A 25,588-nucleotide genomic window follows, 5' to 3' on the forward strand; every position below is an offset into this window, starting at 1 on the left:
TGATTCGCAGCAGGCGTGGTGACGGGCACCGACGGACTGACAGAATGTCCGTCGTTCGCCTCCTTGCGAGTGTTCTGTATTACTCAGAATTCTTCGGTATCAATTTCCTTTTGTGTCGCGGCGTTGTAACGCGGGCCGGCAACATTGGCGGAGTGAATCATCTCGCTCAGCGCCGATACAATCTCTGCGCTGAGCGACTGCTCGCTGGCCGCGATGTTCTCAGCCAGATGCGCCAGATTGGTGGTGCCCGGAATCGAAACCAGTTCCACGGGCTGGCTGTTCAGCCAGCTCAGTGACAACTGGGCCAGGTTCATCTCCAATAAACCGGCCTGTTGCCACTCCTCAAGTTGCGCTTGCAGTCCTTCAATCAGTGCCAGGTTGTGAGCAAAATTGCTCTCATCAAAGCGTGGCATAGCGCGGCGAATGTCTTTCTCTGTGAACGCGTCGGTGCTTTTCAGCGTGCCGGTGAGCATGCCGCGGCCAAGCGGGCTGAACGCCACCAGTGTGGTGTCGAGTTCGCGGCAGGCATCAAGCAGGGCAATTTCCGGATTGCGCGTCCAGAGTGAGTATTCGGACTGCACCGCGGCAATCGGATGCACCGAGTGCGCTTTACGCAGCGTCTGCGCCGAGACTTCAGACAGACCGATTTCGCGAATCTTACCTTCGTCCACCAAGCGACTCAGCTCACCGACGGTCTCTTCAATCGGAATCACTTTGTCCCAGCGGTGCAGGTAGTACAGATCGATCACATCGGTGTTGAGGCGGCGTAAGCTCGCTTCACACTGCTGGCGAATCAGCGCCGGATCGCCGCTGATGCGTTTTTTGCCCTGTGCATCCATATACATGCCGCACTTACTGGCGAGCAGAAACTCGCGGCGACGGTGCATGACTGCGCGGCCAAGCAACGACTCGTTGGCTCCCGCACCGTACAACGTCGCGGTATCGAGATGGTCGTACCCTAAATCCAGCGCCTGATTAAGAAGCTGTGCTGCCTGTTTTTCCGGTGTCGCCGGACCGTAGGCATGTGAGAGATTCATACAGCCTAATCCGACGGCGCGACTGGTGAGTTGTCCGATGCGTTTCATAACCTTACCCGTTGTTTTCCAGCAGCTGTTCGAGTTTGTGCAGCGTCTCCATCGCGCTCAGGCATTGCAGCACGGACGAGTTTGGCTCGCGCTTTTCACGGATGGCGGCGATGAATTCACGGTCAATCAGTTCGATACCGTTGTTGGATACCGCAACGCCTGACAGGTCAATCGGGTTTTCGTAGCCGTCATACAGGTCGTCGTAGCGCGCCAGATAGGTGCCTTCTTCACAGATGTAGCGGAAGAACGTGCCGAACGGGCCGTCGTTGTTGAACGACAGCGACAGCGTACACAACGCGCCGGATGGCACTTTCATGCCGATGCTCATGTCCATCGCGATACCGAGTTGCGGATGAATCGGTCCCTGCATGGCTTGTAGCTGGCTGGCAGATTCGCCGGTCTGATACTGGAACAGGTCGACCGTATGGCAAGCGTGGTGCCACAGCAGGTGATCCGTCCAGGTACGCGCTTCGCCTTTGGCGTTGGTGTTGGTGCGGCGGAAGAAATAAGTCTGAACATCCATTTGCTGAATGTGCAGTTCACCCGCGGCAATTTTATTGTGAATCCACTGATGGCTCGGATTGAAGCGGCGAGTGTGACCGGCTACGGCCACCAGACCGGTGCGCTGCTGAGTTTCCACTAAACGGCGTGCATCTTCGATGTTGTCGGCCATCGGAATCTCAACCAGTACGTGTTTGCCCGCTTCGAGACATTCAATTGCCTGACTGGCATGCAGATGGGTTGGCGTTGCCAGAATCACCGCATCCACATTGTCGAGTTTCAGTGCTTCGCTCAGGCTGTCGCTGATCACCGCGTGTGGATATTGTTTGCCGAGCGCCGTCATTTTATCGACTTCGCTACCCACCAGCGCGGTGACCTGAACATCATCAATCTGGCTGAGTGCTTCAAGGTGTTTGGTTCCAAAAGCTCCAGAGGCACCAACGACACAAATATTCATACTTCTTCCTTTTTATAATGTGGTTTAAACACGGCGGCTGACCGCAATCTGATGGGGTGAGACTTCCAGTGATTTCAGCATATCCAGCATCGCTTCGGTCTGAGTGCTGGCAATCGCCAGTTCACTGCCATCGACTTGCAGCTGGCCGTCGAGGTAAATGGCCTGCGAATCCTCGACCCCTTGTTTGAGCTGAGATTTGTCGTCGCCGTGAGTGCGTAAATCCGCGACGATCTGACCGGGTTGAATGTGGCTTTTCAGCTCCTTCAGCCAAGGCGATAAGTCTTGTTCACTGTCTGAAAGCAGCACCAGATGGGCGCTGTGCATGGCATCCGCGACAGAAAAGCAGCCCTGGACGCCACAGAAAATAAACCGTTCCAACTGGGCTTTGCAGGTGTCGTCCTGCAACGCATTCGGGTCGAAGGCGGTAATGATGCGGTCGGGGCGATTGAGCCCAAGCTTCAGCATGCGTTCTGCGGTGTGACCAAAACCGATGAAGGCCAGTCGCGATATCTTTGGCATACACAGTCCTTGAATCGAAATTATGTTAATGGAGTGTATTGAAAACTTTTCGTTGATAGAAAAGTTAGCAAACTGTTAAGAAGGGGGATAATTAGAATTTAGTATTGGCTATTCAAATTTTGAATAGCCAATAGTGGATAGCCTATATCAATTTCTTATAGCTTAATCAGGGAAAGACCGATTTTCCGAATGGTATCAATGAAGGCTTCTTGCGCTGTCGTGCCGCGCCAGCTTTTACGAATCGTGATGCCGATGGCGCGCTTTTGCTGCTCGGTATCATACGGGATGATTTCAAACGCACCGTCGCTCAATTCACGGTGCACCTGATGCTTGGGCAGCATGGTCAGTTTGTCGCTGCCGACCACAATTTCGCGCACCAGCATCTGCGAACTGGCTTCAATGATTTGCTGCGGCAGCACGTGCTCCTTAGTGGTAAAGAGCTGTTCGAACATGGTTCTGCCAGGGGTGTTTTTGCGTGATACCACCCAGCCGTAACGGCACAAATCATCCAGTGTCACGGGCTTTTTCAGCTGGCCAAGCGGATGGCCTTTGCGTGCCAGAATGACGTTCGAGGTGAAAAACAGCGTCTCTTGGTGCACGTCATAAGAGGGCATCGGAAAGCGCAGCGCGCCGACGATAACGTCCAGTTCGCCGCGGCGTAAATGCTCAAGTAAGTCTTCGTACAAACCATCGAGCACACTGACGTTAAAATCTGGACGAATCTCAGTAAACTCATTGATTGCATTGGGCAAAATACAGGTTCTGGCCAGCGGAAGACTACCAACGATGATGCTGCCGGAGCTGATGTTGTTGTTGGCATCAATCTCGGCAATGCCCTGATTAATCTCGTTAAAAGCCAGCTTGATAGCACGGCTGAGGCTTTGTGCCGCTTTACTCGGGCTGACGCCAAGGCTGGTTTTTTCAAACAGCACGGTGCCCATGTACTCTTCCAGATCTTTACACGCCCGATAGAGTGACGATTGCGATACGCCAATATTGCGTCCGGCGGCCGAGTAGTTCTGCGCTTCTGAGACCGCAACCAGCGCCCGAAGCTGAGTGGTGGTGACGGCAAACAGGCTTGGAGAACCGGGGCTGCCGGAGGTTTTATCCAGCCGATAGTTCTTTTTGATCGCCTGATTGAGCATTTCCAACGCGCGTTCAATTCGAAAGCTGAACAGTTCTCCCTCCGGCGTGAGATTCATGCCATCCGTCTTTCTTTCAAACAACGAAGCTTTGAGCTCCTTCTCAATTTTGGCCAGTGCCTGGGTGATGGCGGGCTGGGAGAGAAAGATGCTTTCCGAGGCTTTGCTGATGCTGCCATGTTTGACCACCGCCACAAACGCGACCAGGTGTCGTAGGTTGGGAATCTTGTCCATATCATGCGTAATGTTTTTATCCTGTATGAACTCACTATATCAAAAACCAATACCGTTGGTGTAAATTGAAATGGCAAAAGGTAATCAAGATGTAAATACTGTGATCCACGCATTGAGTAAGCCCAATTGCTTAGTGACCAGGGAGCAGACTAAGTATGATCATTGATTGTCATGGACATTACACCACCACGCCGCCTCAGGTGGCGGATTACCGTGAGTCGCAAAAGGCGGCGCTGAAACAAGACCCGGCCTATCGTGGCGAGAAAGGGGCCATTCACATCAGCGATGATGAGATTCGTGAAAGTATCGAGAACAACCAGCTGCGTCTGCAGCGTGAGCGCGGTACCGATTTAACGATTTTCTCACCTCGCGCCAGCTGGATGGGACACCACATCGGTAATGAATACACCAGCCGTTACTGGACCGAGCATCAGAATGACCTGATTCGCCGTGTCTGTGACCTTTACCCGGCAAACTTTGCGCCAGTCGCACAGTTGCCACAATCACCGGGTGTGACGCCAAGCAAATCGATTCCTGAGCTGGTGCGTTGTGTGGAGGAGATGGGATTTATCGGCTGTAACCTCAACCCCGACACCACGGGCGGCTTCTGGCAAGATGCCTCACTGGCTGACCGCAACTTTTACCCGCTTTATGAGAAATTAGTCGAGCTGGATGTGCCGGCCATGATTCACGTCAGTGCCGCCTGTAACCACTGTTTCCACACCACCAGTTCACACTATCTGGGTGCCGATACCACCGCATTCAGCCAACTGCTGATGTCGGATGTCTTCAAAGATTTCCCGGAACTTAAAATCATCATTCCTCATGGCGGTGGCGCCGTGCCTTACCACTGGGGTCGTTTCCGCGGTATCGCGCAGGACATGGGCCTGCCACCGCTGGAAGAGTCGGTATTGAACAACATCTATTTCGATACCTGTGTCTATCACCAGAAAGGCATCGACCTGCTGCTGGACCTGATTCCGACCAAAAACATTCTGTTTGCCTCAGAAATGATTGGTGCCGTGCGTGGTATCGACCCGGAAACCGGCCACTACTTCGATGACACCAAACGTTATATCGACGCCAACACCAAGCTGAGTGCCGAAGAGAAATCGCAGATTTTCGAAGGCAACGCGCGCCGTGTTTTCAGCCGCTTAGACGCGCAGCTAAGCAAAGCGTAACCAAGGAGTAAGAACGATGAGTAATAACGTCGTAGTGCAGAATATTGAACGTGTTGACCCGGAGATCATTGCCGGGCTGGCGAAATGTGGTGTGGCAACGGTGCATGAAGCGCAGGGCCGCAAAGGCCTGCTGGCCGATTATATGCGCCCAATCTACAGCGATGTCTCAGTGGCAGGCTCGGCACTGACTATCTCCGGCGCGGCAGGGGACAACTGGATGATGCACGTGGCCATGGAACAAGCCAAGGCCGGTGACATTCTGGTGTTTGCGCCCACGTCGCCGTCTAACCACGGTTTCTTTGGTGACTTGCTGGCAACCTCTGCGCAGTCGCGTGGCGTGGTTGGCCTCATTATTGATGGCGGTGTGCGCGATGTCCGCACACTCAAGCAGATGAATTTCCCGGTGTGGTCAAAACATATTTTCGCGCAGGGCACCATCAAAGCCACTCTGGGGGCGGTCAACGTACCGATTGTGTGTGCCGATGAAGTGATCAACCCGGGCGATGTGATTGTTGCCGATGACGATGGCGTCTGTGTGGTGCGCCGCGAAGAAGCGGCCTTGGTTCTGGAAGAAGCCCGTGCCCGTGAAGCGCGTGAAGAAGCCAAACGCGTGCGTTTAGCCAATGGCGAACTGGGGCTGGATATCTATGAGATGCGCGGCCGCTTGGAAAAAGAAGGCCTCAAGTATGTCTGAGCAGCCACTTTGTGCACCCTGCATGTGGATGCGCGGCGGAACGTCAAAAGGCGGCTATTTTCTTGCGTCGGATCTGCCGCAGGAGCGCGTAGCGCGTGACGCCTTTCTGCTGGATGTCATGGGTTCTCCGGATGCCAAACAGATCGACGGCATGGGCGGCGCGAATCCACTGACCTCGAAAGTGGCGGTGGTAAAGCCTTCTGAACGTACTGGCGTGGATGTGGATTACCTGTTTCTGCAAGTGTTCGTTGACCAGGCTCTGGTCACCGATAAGCAGAACTGCGGCAACATTTTGGCGGGTGTTGGACCGTTTGCCATTGAGCATGGTCTGGTCGCCGCGCAAAACGGAGTGACGGATGTCACTGTGTTTATGGAAAACACGGAGCAAATTGCCGTATGCCGTATTCCAACTCCGCAAGGTCAGGTAAGTTACCGGGGAGAAGCCCGTATTGATGGCGTGCCCGGCATGGCAAGCCCTGTCGAGATTGAGTTTCAGGACACGGCAGGCTCAAGTTGTGGTGCGCTGCTGCCAACGGGTAATCCCGTCGATGAGATCAACGGGCTGCAGGTCACCTTGATCGACAACGGCATGCCGGTGGTGGTGGTTCTGGCCGAAGAACTCGGATTGTCAGGCTGCGAAACGCCGCAGGAGCTGGAAAGCAATCAAGAGCTGCGCCAACAACTCGAACAGCTGCGGCTCAAAGCCGGACCCTTGATGAATCTGGGTGATGTGACGGAATTGTCCGTGCCCAAAATGAGTATCGTGAGCGCGCCTTCAGCGGGTGGTGCCATCAATACGCGCACTTTTATTCCTCACCGCTGCCATGACGCGATTGGTGTCCTGGGAGCAGTGAGCGTGGCCACCGCGTGTTTGCTGCCGGGGTCGCCTGCGGCCCGAGTCGCTAAGGTAGATAAGAGTGAGCGTATGACACTCAGCATTGAGCATCCGAGCGGAGAGCTCAGTGTGGTGGTAACGCTGGATGGAAACGACAACGTCAAGAGCGCTGCCATTCTGCGAACTGCTCGCAAACTGTTTGATGGTGTGGTGTTTGGCCGTTAACCCCCACATCCGCGTGAAACTGACGAAAGATTAGAATAATAAGGACGAGAAACATGGATAAAGACTACTTACCCTTTCATCCCAGCCCAAGTAAGCCGCAATACGTCGCGCCAGCCGGGGCGGTCGACGCGCATTGCCACGTGTTTGGCCCGGGCGATCAGTTCCCGTATTCGCCGAAGCGCAAATACACGCCGTGTGATGCGTCAAAAGATCAGCTGTTTGCACTGCGCGATCATCTCGGTTTTGCACGCAATGTGATTGTGCAGGCGTCATGCCACGGCACCGATAACGCCGCACTGCTGGACGCACTGGAAACCGCGGGGGATTTAGCGCGTGGTGTGGCGGTGGTTTCTCCCGACATCACCGAACAAGAGCTGCAACACATGCATGATCTGGGTGTGCGCGGCGTGCGCTTTAACTTTGTGAAACGTCTGGTCGATGCGACGCCTAAAGAGGTGTTCCTCGGTATCGCAGAAAAAATCCGCCCGTTTGGCTGGCACATTGTGGTCTATTTCGAAGCGCAGGATTTTGACGACATCGCCCCATTCCTGCTTGAGCTGGACACACAAATCGTCATCGACCACATGGGCCGCCCGGACGTTGCACTGGGTGTCGATCATCCGAACTTCCAGAAATTCGCCCGGCTGTTGGCAGACAATCCACACATCTGGACCAAAGTGAGCTGCCCAGAGCGCCTGACACAAACGCCGCCGGATTACAGCGATGTGGTGCCATTTGCCCGCTATCTGGTGGAACACTTCCCTAATCAAGTGTTGTGGGGCACTGACTGGCCGCATCCGAACATGAAATCGCACATGCCGGATGATGGCCATCTGGTGGATGTGATTCCGCGCATTGCCCCAACCGAAGCGCTGCAACAAACGTTGCTGGTGACCAACCCCATGAAACTGTACTGGAAATGAGGAACTGAGCATGGCGTATGTAAAAAATGAAGTGCCCATTTTTGGTACCACGTTTTTCGATGGTCACATGGCGCGCAAGGGCTATGGCCTCAACAAAATGTGTTACTCGCTCAACGAAGCGTCTGCGCGTGAAGCGTTTTTCAGCGATGAAATGGCTTATTGCGACCGCTTTGGTCTGACTGACGAGCAGAAGCAGGCGGTTCGCGAGCGCGACCTGCTGCGCATGATTGAGCTGGGTGGCAACATTTACTATCTGGCGAAGTTCGCCGGAGCGTTGGGCATGAACATGCAGGATATCGGCGCATTGCAGACAGGCATGAGTGTCGAAGCGTTTAAACAGAAGCTGGTGGATGCAGGGAGATAAGCAGATGGCTCAAGTTTTAGGTGGGATCACCACATCACATATTCCGGCAATCGGCAAAGCGATCGATGAAGGCCTGCAAGACACGCCGTACTGGAAATCATTTTTTGCTGCTTATCCACCCGTGCGTGAATGGCTGGCAGAAAAGCAACCGGATGTCGCAGTGATTTTTTATAACGACCACGGTCTGGAATTTTTCATTGACCGTAAACCGACGTTTGCTATCGGCGTGGCGGAAGAGTACCACAATGCGGATGAAGGCTGGGGGATAAAGCCGATTCCGACCATTCGTGGTGAATCGGAACTGGCGTGGCACATCTGTAATGAACTGGTCGATAAGGAATTTGACATCACTATCTGTCAGGAGATGAAAGTCGATCATGGTCTGACGATACCGATGCAACTGATGTGGCCCGGTTACCAATACGACCACATCAAAGTGATTCCGGTGTGCATCAACGTTGAACAACATCCGATGCCTTCGCCAAAACGTTGCTACGACCTTGGCAAAGCGATGGGCGATGCGATTCGCAGCTTCGACAAAGATCTGAAAGTGGTGGTGCTGGGTACCGGCGGTTTATCGCATCAGCTGGATGGCGAGCGTGCCGGCTTCATCAACAAGGAATTTGACCTTTATTGCATGGATAAGATTGTTAACGAACCCGAAGCGTTAACCAAACTGACCATTCGTGATTTGGTTGAACAGGCCGGTTCTCAGGGACCTGAGCTGATCATGTGGCTCGGAATGCGCGGCGTGCTCAACCCGCAGCTGACCGTGAAACACAGCAACTACCATATACCGATTTCCAACACGGGAGCCGGATTGTTGTTACTTGAGTAGTTAAATCATTAATTTCATTAAAATATAAATACAGGACGAGATTATGAAACACTCTTACTTCAAGCGCCTTGCCGTTGGCGCGATGATGATGGGGTCGACGCTGGCGATGGCCGCGGATTACCCGAACAAGAACATTCAGGGCATCATTCAATGGGGCGCAGGCGGTGCAACGGACAGCATCATGCGCTCGGTGACGCCGGAAGCAGAAAAGCTGCTGGGTACCGATGTGATCCTGACCAACCGTAGCGGCGGGGTCGGGGCGATTGCGACCAAATACGTTAACGCGCGTGGCGCCGATGGCTACACACTGCTGATGGGCGCTGAAAACCCTCAGCTGTATAAAGTGATGGGACTGGCTGATATCGACTACAGCGATATGGTGCCGATTTCGATTCTGGCTCAGGGTATTTCGATTATCGTGGCGCGCAATGATGCGCCTTACGACAACGTGAAAGAGTTCATCGACTACGCGAAAGCGCATCCGAAAGAGATCAAAGTCGGTTCAACCGGGCCGGGCGGTCTGCCATCGATTCTGTTGGCGATTCTGCAAAACCAGGAACACTTTGAAGTCACCAATATTCCATACAACGGCGATGGTCCGGGGATGACGGCGCTGCTGGGCAACGCCATTGATGTGATGCCGACCTCTTATGGCCCGGCGAAAGAGTACCTGCGTGCGGGGCAGATGAAGATCATCGGTCTGATGGACAAAACCGCTAATCCGGAACTGCCGGGGGTTAAGCCGGTGACGGACTTCTATCCGGAACTCGCCTCGCAGCTACCATACAGTTCATTCTTTGGCATCTTTGTGAAAAAAGGCACGCCGGATGAGGCTGTGCAAAAGCTGTCGCAAGCCTTCAACCAATCTGCGGCCAGCGCAGATTTTAAAGATCTGGTCACGAAACGTGGCTTTACCTTCCTAGGGCTGTCCGGAGACGCGGCGAACGACTATCTGGAACGGTTCCGCTCTGTCGCTTCGTGGATTGTCTACGATTCTGGCATCGCCAAACACTCGCCTGAAGAATTCAATATTAAAAAGATCAGCAAGTAACAGTGTTACTGCGACCCTGGCATGCCGGAGCATGCCAGTGGCTTCGTACACTTTATAAAAAGGACTATCGAGGAGATTTGCCATGGATGTTAAATCCAGAAAGCCGGGTGAATTGGTATTTAACGCGTTAATGGTCGTATTGAGCCTTGTGTTGCTGTATCAAGCCTTTTTTATTTCTGATTTGTACACACTCAGTTCACCGGGTTCATTTCCGCTGAGTGCGGCTGCAATCATGTTAGTGTTTTCAGCGCTCACGCTGTGGGAAAGCTGGAAGAAGGCGGCGGTTCCAGCCGCGGTGACGCAGTTTTTCAAACATGTCTTACCGGGTAATGTCGTCTTTATGATGGCGCTGATCGGGGTATTTTCACTCTGCCTTGAGAGCGTCGGCTTTATTGTTTCAGCGCTGATTTTTCTCACTGTCGCGCTCTATTTCCTGCACAAGCGCCGCTTAACCAGTGCCATCGGTATGGCATTAGTCGCGTTGGTGGTGATCTACATCGTCTTCCGTTTAGTGTTTCTGGTTATTCTGCCAGAAGGGGTTTTCCCTGAAGCAGAACTGCTTTCTTATCTGTCACAACTGATGAAGGGAGGCGCATAACATGTTGGAATCTCTAAACTATTTCTTGATGTCCTGGACATCGTTCAACTTACTGGCGCTCACCGCGCTCGGTACGTTTCTCGGCATTTATATCGGCGCGATTCCGGGACTGTCAGTGACCATGGCCGTCTCGATCCTGATTTCGTTTACCTTCCCGTGGGATCTTAATAACGCGCTGTGCCTGATGGTGGGCGTATACATGGGCGGTGTGTACGGCGGGTCGCGAACGGCAATCCTGCTTAATATTCCGGGTGCGCCATCTGCGATTGCGACTGCACTGGACGGCTATCCGTTGGCGGAAAAAGGCGAAGCCGGACGCGCAATCGGCCTGACCACCATTATGTCGGTGATTGGCGGCTTTGTCGGCATTCTGGTGCTCTCGTTTGCGGCGCCGCTGGTCAGCACGTTTGCCATTCAGTTTCAGCCACGTGATTACCTGATGATTGGCATGCTGGGCATTATGCTCATCAGTTCGCTCTCCAACGGCAGTTTCGCCAAAGGCATGTTTACTGGCGCGCTGGGGATTCTGGTCGGGACGGTTGGTCTTGACCCGATGACGGCGGAAGAGCGCTTCACGTTCGGTGTTGTCGAGTTGTGGGATGGCATTAACCCGATTGCGGTGATGATCGGCATGTTCGGTTTGTCGGAAGTGCTGAGCCAACTGCACAACATCGATAAAACCGTGATTAAACAGAAGCTGACTAAAATCATTCCCGGTTGGATGGACGTACGTCGTTATCTGCCACTGAGTATCAAATCGTCCCTGATGGGGGTGATTGTCGGCGCACTGCCGGGCACCGGCGGGGACATTGCTTCGCTGATGGCCTACGACTACGCAAAACGTACCACCAAAAATCCGGAAGTGCCGTTTGGTCAGGGCGCGAAGGAAGGTCTGGTGGCACCGGAGTCTGCCAACAACGCGGCCGTCGGCGGCGCTTACATTCCGATGCTGACGCTGGGTATTCCGGGCGATGCGGTGACGGCGGTCTTTATCGGCGCGCTGTTTATCCATGGTCTGAACCCTGGCCCGCTGTTGCTGGCTGAGAACCCAAGCATCTTCTGGTTTACCGTCGGTAACCTGACGCTGGCCAATATCTTCGTGCTGATTTTTGGCCTGACGGGCATCAAGGTGTTCAGCAAACTGGTCAGTTGCCCGAAAGGCATCCTGATGCCGCTGATTGTGGTGTTGTCGGTGGTCGGGGCGTACGCCATCAACAACTCGATCACGGATGTGTGGTGGATGATGGCCTTTGGGATTCTGGGCTACTTCATGCGTCAGTACAATTACCCGATTGCTCCCGTCATTCTCGGCGTGATCCTCAGTAGCTTGATGGATCAGAACTGGCGCCGTGCCATGCTGGCGGAGCAGGACAGCGTGATTGGTTTGATTCAGGGAATTTTCACCAGCCCGATTTCAAGCGTGCTGGCGGTGATGATTGCCCTCATCTATCTGTCGCAAACTCCGATTTGGAAGAAATACAAAGGGCGATGCCTGTATAGCAAATCCGTCGCCAAATAACCTAACTCGTCGCCGAATACATTATTAAGACAACGGTAATGACCCCAGCACAGCCCTTATGTGGCCGTGCTGCGGGTAGCTGCTGCCGCGTGTCAGAGAAAACAGAAGAGGAACGTCGTATGAAACTCGGACTCATTGGTCAACACATTCAAAAAAGTAAGTCCCCTCAACTTCATGAATTACTGGGTAAAAAACTCAACATTAACACCACGTATGAACTGTTTGACTGCGAACTGGAAAACGAGCAAGCGCTGTTTGCGTTGCTGAATGATCTCAAGCAGCGCGGCTACCGGGGAGTGAATATCACTCATCCCTATAAAGTGTGGGCGTGGAATATTGTGCAGAGCAAATTTAAAACCAGCGAGCGTCTGGGGGCGTTGAATACGCTGTTGATCGATGGCGACACGCTGCGTGGCACCAACACCGACTGCAGCGGTTTTGTCCGCTCTTACCGCAAAGAGTGCCCGGAGCAGAGCCCTGGCAAAGTGCTGATGAAAGGTGCCGGCGGTGTCGGCCGCGCGATTGCTTTTGGTTTAGGTCAGCTTGCGGTGGAACATCTTTACATTTACGACGAACAACCCGCCAGTTTGCAGGCACTGATCGATGATTTGCAGCAGGCGGGTATTTCGTGCAGCGCCGTGAGCCGCGATGCACTGACTGCCTGCGCGCTGGAGTGTGATGGCTTAGTCAATGCGACGCCGGTGGGACACTACACCACGCCGGGCGCAGCGTTTACTGAGGAGCAGGTTCAGTCGCAACGCTGGGTGTTTGATGCGGTGTATACCCCGGTCAGAACCGAGTTTATCGCGCTGGCTCAGCAACAAGGCATGAGTGTGATCAGCGGCTTTGAACTCTTTATCCACCAAGGCGTGGATGCGTATGAGTGTTTTGCTGACTGTCCGGTCGATAGCGATACGCTACGTGGTGAAATCAGCGCCGAGTAATACCTTCAGGCTCGCCAATTAAGGATAAAGAAATGAAAACAGGAATTGCAACGGTCAGTATTTCCGGTTCGCTGGTGGAGAAGCTGCACGCGGCGGCGAATGCTGGCTTTGATGGCGTGGAAATTTTCGAAAACGATTTGACGCAATCAGAGCTCACGCCGCGTCAGGTCAGACAGTTGGCGGAAAGTCTCGGGCTTGAAATCATTGCCCTGCAACCGCTGCGTAATTTTGAGGCCATGCCGGAACCGCTGCGTAAGCAGAACTTCTATCAGGCACGGAAAAAGTTCGAGCTGATGCATGAGCTGGGTACGTCGAAACTGATGATCTGTTCTAACGTCTCGCCACACGTGATTGACGATCCTGCCCGTGCCGCGGCGGATTTACATGAACTGGCCGAACTGGCGCAAAAAGAGCACTTCATGATTGGCTATGAAGCGCTGGCGTGGGGACGCTTCGTGCACGATTACGACCAGGCATGGGACATCGTCAAGCGAGCAGACCACAGCCACTTGGGTATTCTACTCGATACTTTCCATATGTACGCGCGCAACAACACGCTCGATACGCTGCGCAACGAAATCACCGCCGACAAAATCGCGTTGGTGCAACTGGCGGATGCGCCAAGTCTGCAAATGGATGTGCTCAATTTTAGCCGCCATTTCCGTTGTTTTCCGGGGCAGGGCGATATGCCGATTCTGGAGTTCATGCAGTGTCTGAAGGAAAAAGGCTATCACGACTATATCTCGCATGAGATTTTTAACGATGGCTTTCGCGCATCGCAGGCGACCGAAAAAGCGATTGATGGCATGCGTTCGCTGATTTGGCTTGGTGAGCAGCTCAAAGAGCCGGAAGTGCCTAAACCGACCATTGATGAACTGGCGTTTATCGAGTTTGCAATTGAAGGGGAAGATGGCCAGCAACTGGTGGATTTGTTTAAACAGCTTGGTTTTTCGGTCACTCATCGTCACCGCTCTAAAAATGTCGATTTGATGCGCCAAGGCAACATTAATTTGGTACTCAATCATGAGCCGAAGAGTCAGGCGCACCAATATTTTTTGTCTCACGGTGTTTCGGTGTGTGCTCTCGGATTAGGGACCAGCAGCGTCGCGCAGATGATCAAACGCACCAAGCACTACGGCTGCGCGCGTTTTAACAATCAGGCCGGGCCGGGTGAGCTCAATATTCCGGCTATCAAAGGTGTCGGCGATCAACTGATTTACTTTGTCGACAGCCAATCGCAACCGGAGTTCTTTGATATCGATTTTGTGCCGGTGGCTCACGATCAGGAGCAAACCGAACAGGTCGGCTTGCAGGCATTCGACCATGTTGGCCAGACGGTTCTCGATACCGATATGCTTTCAGCGACCTTCTTCTTTAAGGCATTGTTTGGCTTTGATATCGAACCAAGTCAGGATCTGACCGACATTAATGGTCTGGTCACTAGTCGTGTCGCGAAAAGTCCGGACGGAAAAATACGCATTCCGTTCAACTCGTCATCGGCACGTAACTCCGCAGCGCAACGATTTGTGAACCGTTCGCAGGGAGCGGGCGTACAGCAAATCGCATTCAACTGCGAAGACATTTTTGCTACGGTGAAAAAGGTCGCCAGAGAGTGCATTTTGCCGATCCCGGCGAACTACTATCGTGATTTGGATGCGCGTTTTCAGCTTGACCCTGAATTATTAACCACGATGCAGGAGTACAATGTGCTGTACGATGAAAATGACGATGGCCATTTTTTCCACTTCTACACCAAAGAGCATTTCGGTGTGTTCTTTGAAGTGGTGCAACGGGTAAATTATCAGGGCTATGGTGAGCCCAATGCGCATATTCGCTTAGCTGCTCAGGCTCGTGAGCAGCAACGCAGTAACTAAGTGTTCGCCCACGCAATGTGATCATGAATTGAGGGTGATGCCGCACGGTGTCACCCTCTGCGTCTTTGCGCTGTCAGTTCGGTCGGTGTCGCGTCATTGCGCTAGGTTTCTATAACGATAAGGAAAGCAGTTTTGAACGTTTTGTCGGTCGTGTTTCCCATCTTTCTGGTCATCTTCCTTGGCTATTTATGTGTTCGTCGCCGCTTGATTTCTGCGACATCTGTTGCCGAGATGGGGCGCTATGTTATGTATCTTGCGCTGCCGGCAGTCATCGTCAAAACCCTGATTGATCTGCCTTTGGATGACCTGTTCAATCTGCGTTATCTGCTCGCGTATCTGCTGACCTCTGTCAGCGTAATGGTACTTGGCTATTGGCTGCTGAATAAAGCTGGCGCGCAGAGCAAACTCGACAGTGCGGTGATGATGACGGGCATGGTGGTCCCCAACAGTGCGTTCGTTGGTTATCCCATCATGCTGCAATTGATGGATACGCCACCAGTAAGCGGCTTTGCGATGGCGCTGATTATTGAGAACCTGTGCATTATGCCTGTTTGTTTTGTGCTGATGGATTATCACTCGATTACCACCCAAACCGGATTGCGTCAGCGCTTGCTTGGCGTCGCCAGACGTACGGTGAAAAACCCGTTGCTGATCGCCATTGTGGTTGGTGTGTGTGGGAATGTGTTGTCCGTGCCGATCCCGGATGTAATTCGTCAGACGCTGACGCTGCTGGCACCGTCGGCCGTATCGGTTGCGCTGTTTGTTATCGGCGGCTCGTTAGCCGGAGTGATGATGAAACAAACCCGCTGGGTACCGTTGTCGCTGACCATGCTTGGCAAACTGATTATCCACCCTTTGGTGGCGTTGATGTTGATGAGTTGGTTGCTGCCCGGTGAACCGGAATTGACCATGACGCTAGTGGTGATCACTGCCGTACCGATGATGAGTATCTACGCGATTGTGGGTGAGTTGTATGGTCGGCGCGCCTTCTGCGCGACAGCGCAACTGACCACGACGGCTGCGTCACTGGTGACGATTCCGCTGATGCTGAGTATGGCGCACTGGTGGCTGGCTGCGACGTAACGCTACCTGGAAAGGGTTGCTGTGATTTTTTAACTGCAAGCTGTTAACATTCGCCTATTCGAAATTGTACTGGCACGGCTATGATCCCTCTGGTCTACCACTCTATTTATTCTCAGTTGCCTCTGCCGCAAGGGCATCGCTATCCGATAAACAAGTACCGCCTGTTGTATGAAGCTCTGCTCGGCATGCAGGCTGACTCGGACTGGTCGCACGCTTTTGAATTTTTCTCGCCTACTGCGCTGACGTGCGAGGAGATCAAACAGGTTCACGACAGCGAATACGTCGATGCGCTGACTTCCGGCTCGCTGCCAGCGGCGAAAATGCGCCGTATCGGCTTTCCGTGGAGTAAAACACTGATTGAACGTACGCTGACTTCAGCGGGCGGCACTTGTCTGACGGCTAAACTGGCCGTGGAACATGGTGTGGCGATTCACCTTAGCGGCGGTTATCACCATGCGCACCGCGATTTTGGTAGCGGCTTTTGCCTGTACAACGATTTGGTGTTGGCTGCGCATCAGGCCTTGCTGTTGGATGGGATAGATAAAGTCTTGATCGTTGACAGTGATGTGCACCATGGCGACGGCACCGCGACGTTATGTGCGGCGCGCGACGACATCATTACGCTGTCGTTTCATTGCGACAAAAACTTTCCGGCGCGCAAGCCCGAATCCGACATCGATATTGCGCTAAGCCGTGAAGCGGACGATGACGAGTTCCTAAGCCATTTTCAAGCGGTAGTGGAGATGGCCGTCAATCTGCATCGCCCCGACCTCATTATTTATGACGCCGGCATCGACATTCATCAGGATGACGAACTGGGTTACTTTAATGTGTCCACCAATGCTATTTTTCAGCGCGACTGCTTTATGATGCGCCTTGCCAGACAGCATCAATTGCCGATGGCGTGCGTGGTTGGCGGCGGCTATCGCAGCGACCATCAGACACTGGTGCCGATTCACATGCAGCTTTTTAAAGCCGCATTTCACGTTCACAAGGAGTAACCCATGGAACATCGTATTCGCGGCGCGGGCCTGTTAATTGAAAACGACGCCATTTTGTTGGTGAAAATTCATGATTTTACCGGTGAATATTGGATTCCGCCCGGCGGTGGGTTTGAAGTGGGTGACCGCAGCACCAAAGCGTGTGTTCAGCGTGAGTTTCGTGAGGAAGCGGGTATTGATGTTGAAGTGGGTGAGCTGATTTGCGTGCGCGAGTTTCTTGAACACAACCCGCAGCGTTATCATGCCGAGTTTTTCTATGTCATCGATAGTTACCGGGGCACGCCGCACATCGAAAATCTCAAAGGATTGAATGATGAAGAAGCGATTCAGTCGGTGGAGTGGGTGCCGCTGGATAAGCTGCCGACCATGCGTATGTACCCTAAAGAGCTGCAAGGCCCACTGATTGAACTGGTGCAACAGGGGCGGTTCAGCACGCACCTTGGCAGTTACATTCAGGGTAATGCTGAAGAGGTGAATCATCTCTGATCAGACGTGCCCGATCAGAGATGATGTTGTGCTTACAGCGCAGCAAACGCGGCGGCGACTTTGTCTACGTTCGCGGCATTTAAGCCAGCCAGACACATACGGCCGCTCGCAATCAGGTAGATGCCGTGGGTTTCGCGCAACGTATCGACTTGCGCCGAACTAAAGCCTGTGTAGCTGAACATGCCTTTTTGTTTAATCAGGAAGCTGAAATCTTGATCCGGACGCAGTTGCTTCAGTTTGTCGTGCAATGCTTCACGCATGGTCAGAATGCGGCTGCGCATGCCTTCCACTTCATTCAGCCATTGCGCTTTGAGTGCTTCACTGCACAGCACGCCAGAGACCACTGTCGCGCCGTATTTAGCCGGGCTGGAGTAGTTGCGGCGCACAGTCGCTTTTAGTTGACCCAATACGCGCGAGGCTTCTTCAGCATTGCCACACACCACAGACAAACCACCGACACGTTCGCCGTAGAGTGAGAAAATCTTCGAGAACGAGTTGGAGACAAAACTCACCACGCCTTCTTCATGGGCAATCTTACGAATCACATACGCATCGTCGGCTATGCTTTCGCCGTAACCCTGATAAGCCATATCAAAGAACGGGATCAACTGCTGCTGCTTGATGACGTCAATCACTTCGTCCCATTGTGCTGTGGTCAGATCTACGCCCGTTGGGTTATGGCAGCACGGGTGAAGCAGCACGATGTCTTGCGCAGGCAGTTGGCGCAGCGCGGCAATCATGCCGTCGAAATCGAGCATTTTGTTTTGTGGGTTGAAGTAAGGGTAAGTGCCGACGTTGAAACCAGCCCCGGCGAAAATTGCGTTGTGGTTTTCCCACGTCGGGTTGCTGACCCATACTTTCGATTGTGGAAAGTAGTGATGGAGAAAATCTGCGCCAATCATCAGTGCGCCTGAGCCGCCTAAAGTCTGAATGGTGGCAACGCGCTCGGTTTCCAGTGCCGGATGGTGAGTGCCAAATACCAGCGATTGCACGGCAGCACGATAAGGTGCCAAACCTTCCATGGGCAGATACACGCACGGTTGTTTCTCAGCCTGAGCCAGTTGTTCCTGCGAGGCAGCCACCGAGTCCAGAGTGGGAATCTTGCCGTTTTCATCGTAATACAGGCCGATGCTCAGATTGACTTTATCTTCGCGGCTGTCCGCCATGAATTTTTCCATCAACGAGAGGATAGGGTCTCCGGCGTAGGCAGTAACGTGGTTGAGCACAGTATTTTCTCCTTATTGTATTTGACCTGATAACTGTCTGAGCTGCGTTTGAAGGTGTTAATCAGGTTCAGCGTCAGTTCGACAAAAATAAACAGGCCGAGGTCATGCAGCCCGATGACCGACAATGACACCAACAGGATTGTGACGTCAACTCTCAACTGCGCGGTGAGTGTTTTTTATTGTGAAGAGAAGTTCGCCAGCGATATGAACTTTGCGTCGCTGATATTTGGAAACGGTAATGCTCAGTGCATTGATACGAAAAGAATGGCAAAGCAGAAATGAAAAAAGCCGCTGATGACTCAGCGGCTTTTTCGAATGTGGCGGAGAGATAGGGATTTGAACCCTAGGTACGCTATTAACGTACGCCGGTTTTCAAGACCGGTGCTTTCAACCACTCAGCCATCTCTCCGTTGTTGAGGCGCATATTATCGGCCTCTGGAAATCTTGTAAAGCCCCAATTGAACTGTTTGCTGCATTTGTGCGCGTTTAAACGCAAAAAGTTGTTCTGAGTAGGATTTCTGGGAGTTTGTGACACGAAAAAGGGGAGTTTCCATGTGGAAACTCCCCTCTAGGTGTATGGTCGGACTGAGAGGATTTGAACCTCCGACCCCCGACACCCCATGACGGTGCGCTACCAAGCTGCGCTACAGTCCGATGGGATTAATCTAATCATTTTCATTCCGTGCGTCAACTGGAAAGCTGGATAACGCGCTGATTTAATTATCCTTTGAATAAAAACGCTGCAACTCGGTCAGGCCTTGCATCAGAATTGGCAGAGTTGGGTTGGCGTCTTTCAAACGTTGGTAATTGTCGTCGAACAGTTTGAAGTTACCAAACTTATCGATCACCGTGGTGTCTTTATCGGTAATTAATGCCAGCTCACGAGAATCGCCAGCCAGAATCCATTTTCTTTTGTTTTCATTAAACAGGTTACGGCCGCTGCTGAAATCATTCGGATTCGATGAAACGCCCAATAGATCCTGCAACAGCGTCACACTCAGATCGAGATGGCTGGAGCGATGCGTAAAGGCCGCTGCAATTTTACCCGGCCAGTGAATCACCATCGGCACCTGTAACTGGTAACGGCTGTAGTTGCTGTTCGCGCCCCAGCTGTTGGTTTTGGTCTCGTTGAATTCAGTCCCGTGATTAGACGTAATTACCACCACGGTTTTATCCAGCAGTTCCATCTCTTGCAGTTTGGCAAACAGCAACCCGAGTTCCTGGTCTGCCACATTCACCGAATGGTGATAGTTATTACGCAGCTTTTCGGTCGCTGAGGCTTTGGAATTGCTGTCTGCGTAGTTACTGAAATTATCGACGGTCGTAAGTTCCAGGAAGCCAAACCATGGCGAGCCACTTTTATCGCTGACCCAGTTGGCCCAGCGTTGAATGGTCTGTTCGTCAGATGTGGTGTCAGGGTCGAACGGCGCTTTAGACAGCGGCATACCGCGGAAAATGGTTTCCTGGTAAAGGCTGTCACTGAAGTTATCACCGCTGAACAGACCAAACTGGTAGGACTGCGATTTGAGCACATCCATCAACACAGGTGCGGTACCTTGCACTGTGATGCTGCTAGCATAGCTGCTCGGTAAACCATAAAACAGGCCGAACATACCAAACGCATCGTTGCTTGAGCTGTAATGGTTAGTGAAGTTCAGGTTGTTTTCCGCAAACTGAGTCATGTTCGGCATCATGTCTTTAGTGAGCACGTCTGCACGCAGATTATCCACACTCACGATCAGAATGTTGAGATTATTCGCGCGGCGGCCGAACTGAATTTTTTCCAGCGGGTAGCTGACCAGATCCACGTTGCTGCGGTTCTTCTCTTCCAGACGCTTGAGGTATTCCTCACGATCCAACAAGCCATGTTTTTCCATGAAGGACTTCGCAGTCATCGGGTAGGAGAGCGGGAAGTTCGACTTCTGGCTGGTTACCGGCGTGTAAAGATATGCATCTGACCAGACATAAATCAGGTGACTACCAATGAAACTGATGAAGAACACGGCGGCCATCGGGCGGCCGATGCGCTTATGTGACAATTTACGCTGTTTGCGCCAGACCCATTCCGACAGTCCGAGCTGCAACAAGAAAATCAGTGGCAGCACCACGAACAGATGTTGCAAATCGGCGCTGACATTGCTGTCGTCGCTGAATAACAATTCCCACACCACCGGGGTGAGGTGAAGATTAATCGTTTGATAGGTCTGCGTATCAATCAGCAGAACGGTTAAGCCGAATGTGGCGAAACAGACGGCAATAAACCGAAACAACGTTCGTGACGGTATCAGGAACGTGAGAGGAAACAGAATTAACAGATAGATGGCAAAAACCAGGAAGCCGAAATGACCGACCCAAGACATTGTCAGGTAAAATTGGCCCAGAAACGTATCCGGCCACGGCGACTGAGCAATGTAGCGTGTGCCAATAAGCATTGCTGCGATAATGTTGAAGAAGGCAAACCAATGCCCCCACCCAACCAGACGAGACACACGTTCGCCGTATGTGTTTCCGCTATCTACCATGTATTTTTCTATTTATCCGGTGTTGTCTATAAAATTAGTCTTGTAACGAAGACATTAACGCTTGAGCAAACTTCTCCGCAATCGCTTTGCGCTGTGCTGAGGCAACGTTTTGGTTCAACACGTTGGTCGCCACGTTTCCTGCAATCATCAGGGTAAGCTCTGGAGAAGCATCATGTTTATCAAGAACGGCAGCGATTTCAGTCAGGATAGTTTCAACTTTTTCGTCACTGTATTTCGATGTAATTGGCATAAAGACTCTAATGATGATAGTAAAAGCGGCTTATGATAACCTACTATGCCTTACAACTGAAACCAGTACGATGATTATTTCACTATGAGTTTGCACCTTTCCAATGTCATTTTGCATCAACTGCGCAAAAACGATAATGACGAGCTGATGGTTAACTACCGCGCTCAGTCTCTCGATAATGATACTTCAACCGAAAACCTAGTGGCCGAACTGCATCGCGTGTTCAACGCGAAAGCGGGTAAGGGGTTCGGTTCGTTTAAGTCTGACAGTGATTTCCAAAGCTGGTTGCAGGAACTACGTAAAGGTGAGCGAAACTTTTACGATTTTTCGCAACTGAGCGCACAGCGTCTGAAAGATGAATTGGCGAAATACCCGTTTGCTGATGAAGGCATTCTGGTGATGGCGGAATATCAGTCGCTGGCTACTGATTATCTGTTCATCGGTATTTTGCCGATGAACCAAAGCCTGAAAGTGACTGAAGGTCTCGACATCAGCGCGACCGATTACCTCGACATTAACAAGATGGATATCGCCGCGCGTATCGATTTGTCGAGCTACGAGACGGATCGCGATTCCAACCGTTACCTGTCTTACATTAAAGGCCGCGTGGGGCGTAAAGTGGCGGATTTCTTCCTCGACTTCCTACAAGCGGATATCGGTTTGGATCCAAAACAGCAAAACCAGCTGCTGATGCAGGCGGTGGAAGATTTCTGTACCGATTCTAAGCTCGAAAAAGACGAAACGATCAGCTACAAAAAGCAGGTTTACGATTACTGTAACGACCAGATTAAAGCGGGCGAAGAGGTACAGATTCAGGAACTGTCGGGCGAGTTGCCAGCCAGCACTGATGGCACCAGCTTCTTCGATTTCACACGCGAACATGGTTACGAGCTGGAAGAAAGTTTCCCGGGTGATCGCAGCACCGTGCGCAAGCTGACCAAATACGTGGGGGCTGGTGGCGGCCTCAATATCAGCTTTGACAGCCTGTTGATGGGTGAGCGTGTGTTCTACGATCCAGAAACGGACACGCTGACCATTAAAGGCACACCGCCAAACTTACGTGATCAACTGACTCGTAAGCAGTAAGTCAAAGAGAGCGCAATAGCGCTCTTTTTTTCGGCTTTTTTGGTGGCGTCACGACAGGTTTTGTATTTCAGTATATGCTTGTATTTAATAATAAATCGTAATGCAGAGAGCAGGGATGAGAGCAAACAGCGTTAGTGGGCTATTCAAGGACAAGTCGTATCTCGCCGTTATTGCCGTATGGGGAGCGGTGATGCTGTTCGTTTTGCTGCAATACCGCGCTCTGGAAACCACCAGCCGTAATCTCAACGAACTGGAAAACAGCGTTGAAGGTCTGCGCAATACCATCTATTTCAGTGCGCCCTATCGAACCACGCGAGCCAACGATTTGGCGCTCAACATTCAGTTGATCTACTCCTTACGGCTGCAATTGGAAGCAGACTCGACCTCCGACTGGTTTCAACCCGATTTAACGCAAACTCTCTACGTAACAGACCGCTTTATCGAACAAACACAAAGTTTTCTGGCGGTGGAACTGTCGGTGAACGATTTGGTTGAGCGGTTGCAGACTTTGCGCGAGCGTTACGCATCACAGCCGGATATTCAGGCGGATTATCTCAAGATTGGCGCTTATGTGTTGCAGGCGCTCTACACAGAGGGCGCGCGCAGTCCGGAGCTTTATCGTACCTTTGATACCTTATTGAAATTGTCCGAGACATTGCCACAAGACGCGAAAAATGATCTGCAACATACGCTTGCGAAGGTCTCGACACTGCTCAGTCATTATGCCGAAGGTGACAATCTGGTAGATAAGCTGCTGCGTCATCGGGTGCACAATGAAATCATGTCGGTCAATGCTCAGTATGAGGATCGGTTTAAAACCCTGACGATTGTGAGCATGGGCGGCAGCGCCATCGCAATGTTACTGTTGGTTGGCTTGATGATGCGCAGCGGTCGCACCGCCGATTCTGCGGGCCAAAAAGAGGCGGCCAGAGAAACGAGCGCTGTAGTCACAATGGTGGAAAAGGAACACAACATTGTCACGCCGATAATGACTAAGCCTCAGCCGATTCCCCAGCCGGAAGAAGGGACGGCCATCGACATTGCGCGCATGCTGTCATCGCTCAATGATGATCATGATTCGGTGAATATGTTGCTTGAAGTGTTTGTTGAAGATCATCGCAACGATGACCAGAGTTTACGGCAATTGTTAACCACCGATCCGCAAGCTGCGCTGCGCAAAGCACACAGTCTGAAAGGTGTGGCTGGAAATTTAGGGGCTGATGGACTGCGTGAAATTGCCATGGCGATAGAAATGAAACTAAAGCAGGACACCATGCCTTCTGAGCCTGAACTGCAGCAACTGACATCTCAGCTCAAACTGGCCATTGAAAGTGCCCGCTATTTTCTCAATAAGCGGGCCAGTTGAAATCAGACAACAACGGATAAAAAAAGAGCGCCAATATCGCGCTCTTTTTTTGCTTTAAGCAGACTGCTTTTGCAGCACCGCTTCCGGTTCGGCTTCATCTGCCACTTCGGCGGTGGGCTCGCACTTGTCAACAAACCAACCCATGTAAGAGGTGAAAATTGTCACAAGGATACACACGAAGCTCAGCCACATGAACGGTGCATACGATAGCGTTGCCACACCAAGAATACTCGCCATGTAGATACCGTTGTCACTCCAAGGCACCATACCTGATGTCAGCGTGCCGCCAAATTCGGCATTGCGAGACAGGTTTTTACGCTTGTAACCCAGACGGTCGTAGTTTTTGGCGCAGATTTTCGGTGTCAGGATCAGAGAGACGTACATCGCAGAACCAAACACGTTGCCCATGAATGCTGTACCGATGGTGCTGGTCGCCAGCGAGCCAGGGCTGGTGACGCGACGCTCAAACAGTTTGGCGATGGTTTCCAGCACGCCCACTTTGTCTAGCAGACCACCAAAGCCCAGGCCAAACACGATAACCGCGACAGAACCCAGCATGGAAGACATACCACCGCGGTTGAGAATTGCGTCAATGAAATCGACACCTGACTGGATGCTGAACGGTGCCCATGCAGTATTGAATGCTTGCAGGAAGTCGACATCCTGAATCATCACCGCCCAGATAATGCCAAGCAGAGAACCAAAACTGATCACCGGGAATGAAGGCATACGCATCGCCAGCAGCCCCAGTACGATCAATACCGGGATGAACGAGTAAGGCGTAATGTAGAATTGCGTTTCCATCGCATTAATCACAGATTGAACCTGTGACATATCCACGTTGCCCGCGTAGTGGAAGCCGAACAGGGTAAACATGATGCCGGTAATTACGTAGCTGATCAGTGCGATCGGCAACATGCCTTTGATGTGTTCCACAACCTCAACGTTAGACATCGAAGATGCCAGAATCACGGAGTCAGACAGTGGGGACATTTTGTCACCAAAGTAACAGCCGGACAGCACCGCGCCTGCGGTGATTGGTGCCGGAACGCCGAGACCCTGGCCGATACCCATCATCGCAATACCTGCTGTGCCTGCTGCGCCCCAAGAGGTGCCGGTTGCCAGCGCCGTCAGAGAACAGATCACCATGGTCGCCAGCAAAAAGATGGAAGGATGGATAGCTTTCAGACCGTAGTAAATGATTGTTGGTACAATACCGCCGGAAATCCAGGTGCCGACCAGCGCGCCAACCGCTAAAAGTATTAAAACAGCACCTAAACCGTTAGAAATGCCGTTGAGTGCTGCTTTTTCCAAATCTTGGTACTTGTGACCAAGGCGGATGCCCAGCGTAATAATGATGAACCAGCCAATGTACAAAGCCAGTTGAATAGGCAGATCGAGCTTAGCAGTAAACGAAAAAGCCAGGAGTAAAAACAGACCCAGCGATACAATCACTTGTAACAGACTAGGTAAGCGTTTGGGGGCTTGAGTCATTATTGGAACCTCTTATCGGGTAGTTATACTAAGGAGAGGTAAACATCCTTACGAATTCGGCGGAACTGTACATGAGTTGGAATAATATAT

At 52.1% G+C, this 25,588-nt stretch carries 25 protein-coding genes and 2 tRNA genes; 16 read left to right on the forward strand and 11 right to left on the reverse strand.

Annotated features, from left to right (window positions below):
- Positions 1-83: 83 nt before the first annotated feature.
- The 4 genes from LGV68_RS00770 to LGV68_RS00785 form a co-directional block, all read right to left on the reverse strand.
- Complete coding sequence (locus tag LGV68_RS00770) at positions 84-1,085, reverse strand: aldo/keto reductase (protein ID WP_055453155.1); 1,002 nt, start codon at positions 1,083-1,085, stop codon at positions 84-86.
- 4 nt (positions 1,086-1,089) lie between these two features.
- Complete coding sequence (locus LGV68_RS00775; RefSeq protein ID WP_020331271.1) at positions 1,090-2,043, reverse strand: Gfo/Idh/MocA family oxidoreductase; 954 nt, start codon at positions 2,041-2,043, stop codon at positions 1,090-1,092.
- 24 nt (positions 2,044-2,067) lie between these two features.
- A complete protein-coding gene (locus LGV68_RS00780; protein ID WP_020331272.1) occupies positions 2,068-2,562 on the reverse strand; it encodes a hypothetical protein in 495 nt (164 codons plus the stop codon).
- Between the two features lie 155 nt (positions 2,563-2,717).
- Positions 2,718-3,938 carry a LysR family transcriptional regulator gene (locus LGV68_RS00785; protein WP_020331274.1) on the reverse strand — a complete coding sequence of 407 codons (1,221 nt, stop codon included), beginning with the start codon at positions 3,936-3,938 and terminating at the stop codon, positions 2,718-2,720.
- A 155-nt stretch (positions 3,939-4,093) separates the two neighbouring features.
- On the opposite strand from LGV68_RS00785, the gene LGV68_RS00790 reads away from it, so the two are divergent.
- From LGV68_RS00790 to LGV68_RS00855, 14 genes are all read left to right on the forward strand, one after another.
- Positions 4,094-5,119, forward strand: a complete 1,026-nt coding sequence (locus LGV68_RS00790) for an amidohydrolase family protein (RefSeq protein ID WP_222748541.1) — start codon at positions 4,094-4,096, stop codon at positions 5,117-5,119.
- A 16-nt stretch (positions 5,120-5,135) separates the two neighbouring features.
- The gene (locus LGV68_RS00795; protein ID WP_024373787.1) at positions 5,136-5,813 is read left to right on the forward strand and encodes a 4-carboxy-4-hydroxy-2-oxoadipate aldolase/oxaloacetate decarboxylase; all 678 of its coding nucleotides are present in this window, start codon (positions 5,136-5,138) and stop codon (positions 5,811-5,813) included.
- Positions 5,806-6,873: a 4-oxalomesaconate tautomerase gene (locus LGV68_RS00800; protein ID WP_208552226.1), complete on the forward strand. Its 1,068-nt coding sequence runs from the start codon at positions 5,806-5,808 to the stop codon at positions 6,871-6,873. The genes LGV68_RS00795 and LGV68_RS00800 overlap by 8 nt, the downstream gene beginning before the upstream one ends.
- Positions 6,874-6,926: 53 nt before the next feature.
- Positions 6,927-7,796: an amidohydrolase family protein gene (locus tag LGV68_RS00805; protein ID WP_233958530.1), complete on the forward strand. Its 870-nt coding sequence runs from the start codon at positions 6,927-6,929 to the stop codon at positions 7,794-7,796.
- Between the two features lie 10 nt (positions 7,797-7,806).
- A complete protein-coding gene (locus LGV68_RS00810; protein WP_020331280.1) occupies positions 7,807-8,160 on the forward strand; it encodes a protocatechuate 4,5-dioxygenase subunit alpha in 354 nt (117 codons plus the stop codon).
- 4 nt (positions 8,161-8,164) lie between these two features.
- The gene (locus LGV68_RS00815) at positions 8,165-8,998 is read left to right on the forward strand and encodes a class III extradiol dioxygenase family protein (RefSeq protein ID WP_252536038.1); all 834 of its coding nucleotides are present in this window, start codon (positions 8,165-8,167) and stop codon (positions 8,996-8,998) included.
- 43 nt (positions 8,999-9,041) lie between these two features.
- On the forward strand, positions 9,042-10,049 hold the full coding sequence (locus tag LGV68_RS00820; protein ID WP_100267508.1) for a tripartite tricarboxylate transporter substrate binding protein: 1,008 nt from the start codon (positions 9,042-9,044) through the stop codon (positions 10,047-10,049).
- Between the two features lie 82 nt (positions 10,050-10,131).
- A complete protein-coding gene (locus LGV68_RS00825) occupies positions 10,132-10,647 on the forward strand; it encodes a tripartite tricarboxylate transporter TctB family protein (protein WP_020331284.1) in 516 nt (171 codons plus the stop codon).
- 1 nt (position 10,648) lies between these two features.
- Positions 10,649-12,166, forward strand: coding sequence for a tripartite tricarboxylate transporter permease (locus tag LGV68_RS00830; protein ID WP_171933804.1), 1,518 nt, complete (start codon positions 10,649-10,651; stop codon positions 12,164-12,166).
- A gap of 119 nt (positions 12,167-12,285) precedes the next feature.
- Positions 12,286-13,110 carry a quinate dehydrogenase gene (locus tag LGV68_RS00835; protein ID WP_222791113.1) on the forward strand — a complete coding sequence of 275 codons (825 nt, stop codon included), beginning with the start codon at positions 12,286-12,288 and terminating at the stop codon, positions 13,108-13,110.
- A 32-nt stretch (positions 13,111-13,142) separates the two neighbouring features.
- A complete protein-coding gene (locus tag LGV68_RS00840; protein ID WP_055453163.1) occupies positions 13,143-14,984 on the forward strand; it encodes a sugar phosphate isomerase/epimerase and 4-hydroxyphenylpyruvate domain-containing protein in 1,842 nt (613 codons plus the stop codon).
- Positions 14,985-15,116: 132 nt separating this feature from the next.
- The gene (locus tag LGV68_RS00845) at positions 15,117-16,067 is read left to right on the forward strand and encodes an AEC family transporter (protein WP_252536039.1); all 951 of its coding nucleotides are present in this window, start codon (positions 15,117-15,119) and stop codon (positions 16,065-16,067) included.
- 80 nt (positions 16,068-16,147) lie between these two features.
- Entirely contained in the window at positions 16,148-17,068 is a 921-nt protein-coding gene (locus tag LGV68_RS00850) for a histone deacetylase (RefSeq protein WP_222752430.1), read from the forward strand.
- Positions 17,069-17,071: 3 nt separating this feature from the next.
- Complete coding sequence (locus tag LGV68_RS00855; RefSeq protein ID WP_020331290.1) at positions 17,072-17,554, forward strand: NUDIX domain-containing protein; 483 nt, start codon at positions 17,072-17,074, stop codon at positions 17,552-17,554.
- Positions 17,555-17,586: 32 nt separating this feature from the next.
- On the opposite strand, the gene LGV68_RS00860 is transcribed toward LGV68_RS00855, so the two are convergent.
- The 6 genes from LGV68_RS00860 to LGV68_RS00885 all read right to left on the reverse strand — a co-directional run bounded on the left by LGV68_RS00860 (position 17,587) and on the right by LGV68_RS00885 (position 21,552).
- The gene (locus LGV68_RS00860; RefSeq protein ID WP_289781577.1) at positions 17,587-18,720 is read right to left on the reverse strand and encodes an amino acid aminotransferase; all 1,134 of its coding nucleotides are present in this window, start codon (positions 18,718-18,720) and stop codon (positions 17,587-17,589) included.
- Between the two features lie 11 nt (positions 18,721-18,731).
- On the reverse strand, positions 18,732-18,938 hold the full coding sequence (locus LGV68_RS00865) for a hypothetical protein (RefSeq protein WP_180953871.1): 207 nt from the start codon (positions 18,936-18,938) through the stop codon (positions 18,732-18,734).
- A gap of 160 nt (positions 18,939-19,098) precedes the next feature.
- Positions 19,099-19,189 (reverse strand) — tRNA-Ser (locus LGV68_RS00870).
- A gap of 168 nt (positions 19,190-19,357) precedes the next feature.
- Positions 19,358-19,434: transfer RNA gene (locus tag LGV68_RS00875), tRNA-Pro, on the reverse strand.
- A 62-nt stretch (positions 19,435-19,496) separates the two neighbouring features.
- Positions 19,497-21,302, reverse strand: a complete 1,806-nt coding sequence (locus LGV68_RS00880; protein WP_252536041.1) for a DUF3413 domain-containing protein — start codon at positions 21,300-21,302, stop codon at positions 19,497-19,499.
- A gap of 34 nt (positions 21,303-21,336) precedes the next feature.
- Positions 21,337-21,552 carry a YejL family protein gene (locus tag LGV68_RS00885; protein WP_020331296.1) on the reverse strand — a complete coding sequence of 72 codons (216 nt, stop codon included), beginning with the start codon at positions 21,550-21,552 and terminating at the stop codon, positions 21,337-21,339.
- Positions 21,553-21,636: 84 nt separating this feature from the next.
- On the opposite strand from LGV68_RS00885, the gene yejK reads away from it, so the two are divergent.
- Entirely contained in the window at positions 21,637-22,638 is a 1,002-nt protein-coding gene (gene yejK, locus LGV68_RS00890) for a nucleoid-associated protein YejK (protein ID WP_158148398.1), read from the forward strand.
- Positions 22,639-22,753: 115 nt separating this feature from the next.
- The gene (locus LGV68_RS00895; protein ID WP_252536042.1) at positions 22,754-24,004 is read left to right on the forward strand and encodes an Hpt domain-containing protein; all 1,251 of its coding nucleotides are present in this window, start codon (positions 22,754-22,756) and stop codon (positions 24,002-24,004) included.
- Positions 24,005-24,058: 54 nt separating this feature from the next.
- Here the strand turns inward: LGV68_RS00895 and nhaC are convergent, their stop codons facing one another.
- Positions 24,059-25,498: a Na+/H+ antiporter NhaC gene (gene nhaC, locus LGV68_RS00900; RefSeq protein WP_020331299.1), complete on the reverse strand. Its 1,440-nt coding sequence runs from the start codon at positions 25,496-25,498 to the stop codon at positions 24,059-24,061.
- Between the last annotated feature and the right edge of the window lie 90 nt (positions 25,499-25,588).

Origin of the sequence: Vibrio sp. LQ2 (assembly GCF_023920125.1) — a bacterium.
GTDB classification, from domain to species: domain Bacteria; phylum Pseudomonadota; class Gammaproteobacteria; order Enterobacterales; family Vibrionaceae; genus Vibrio; species Vibrio fluvialis.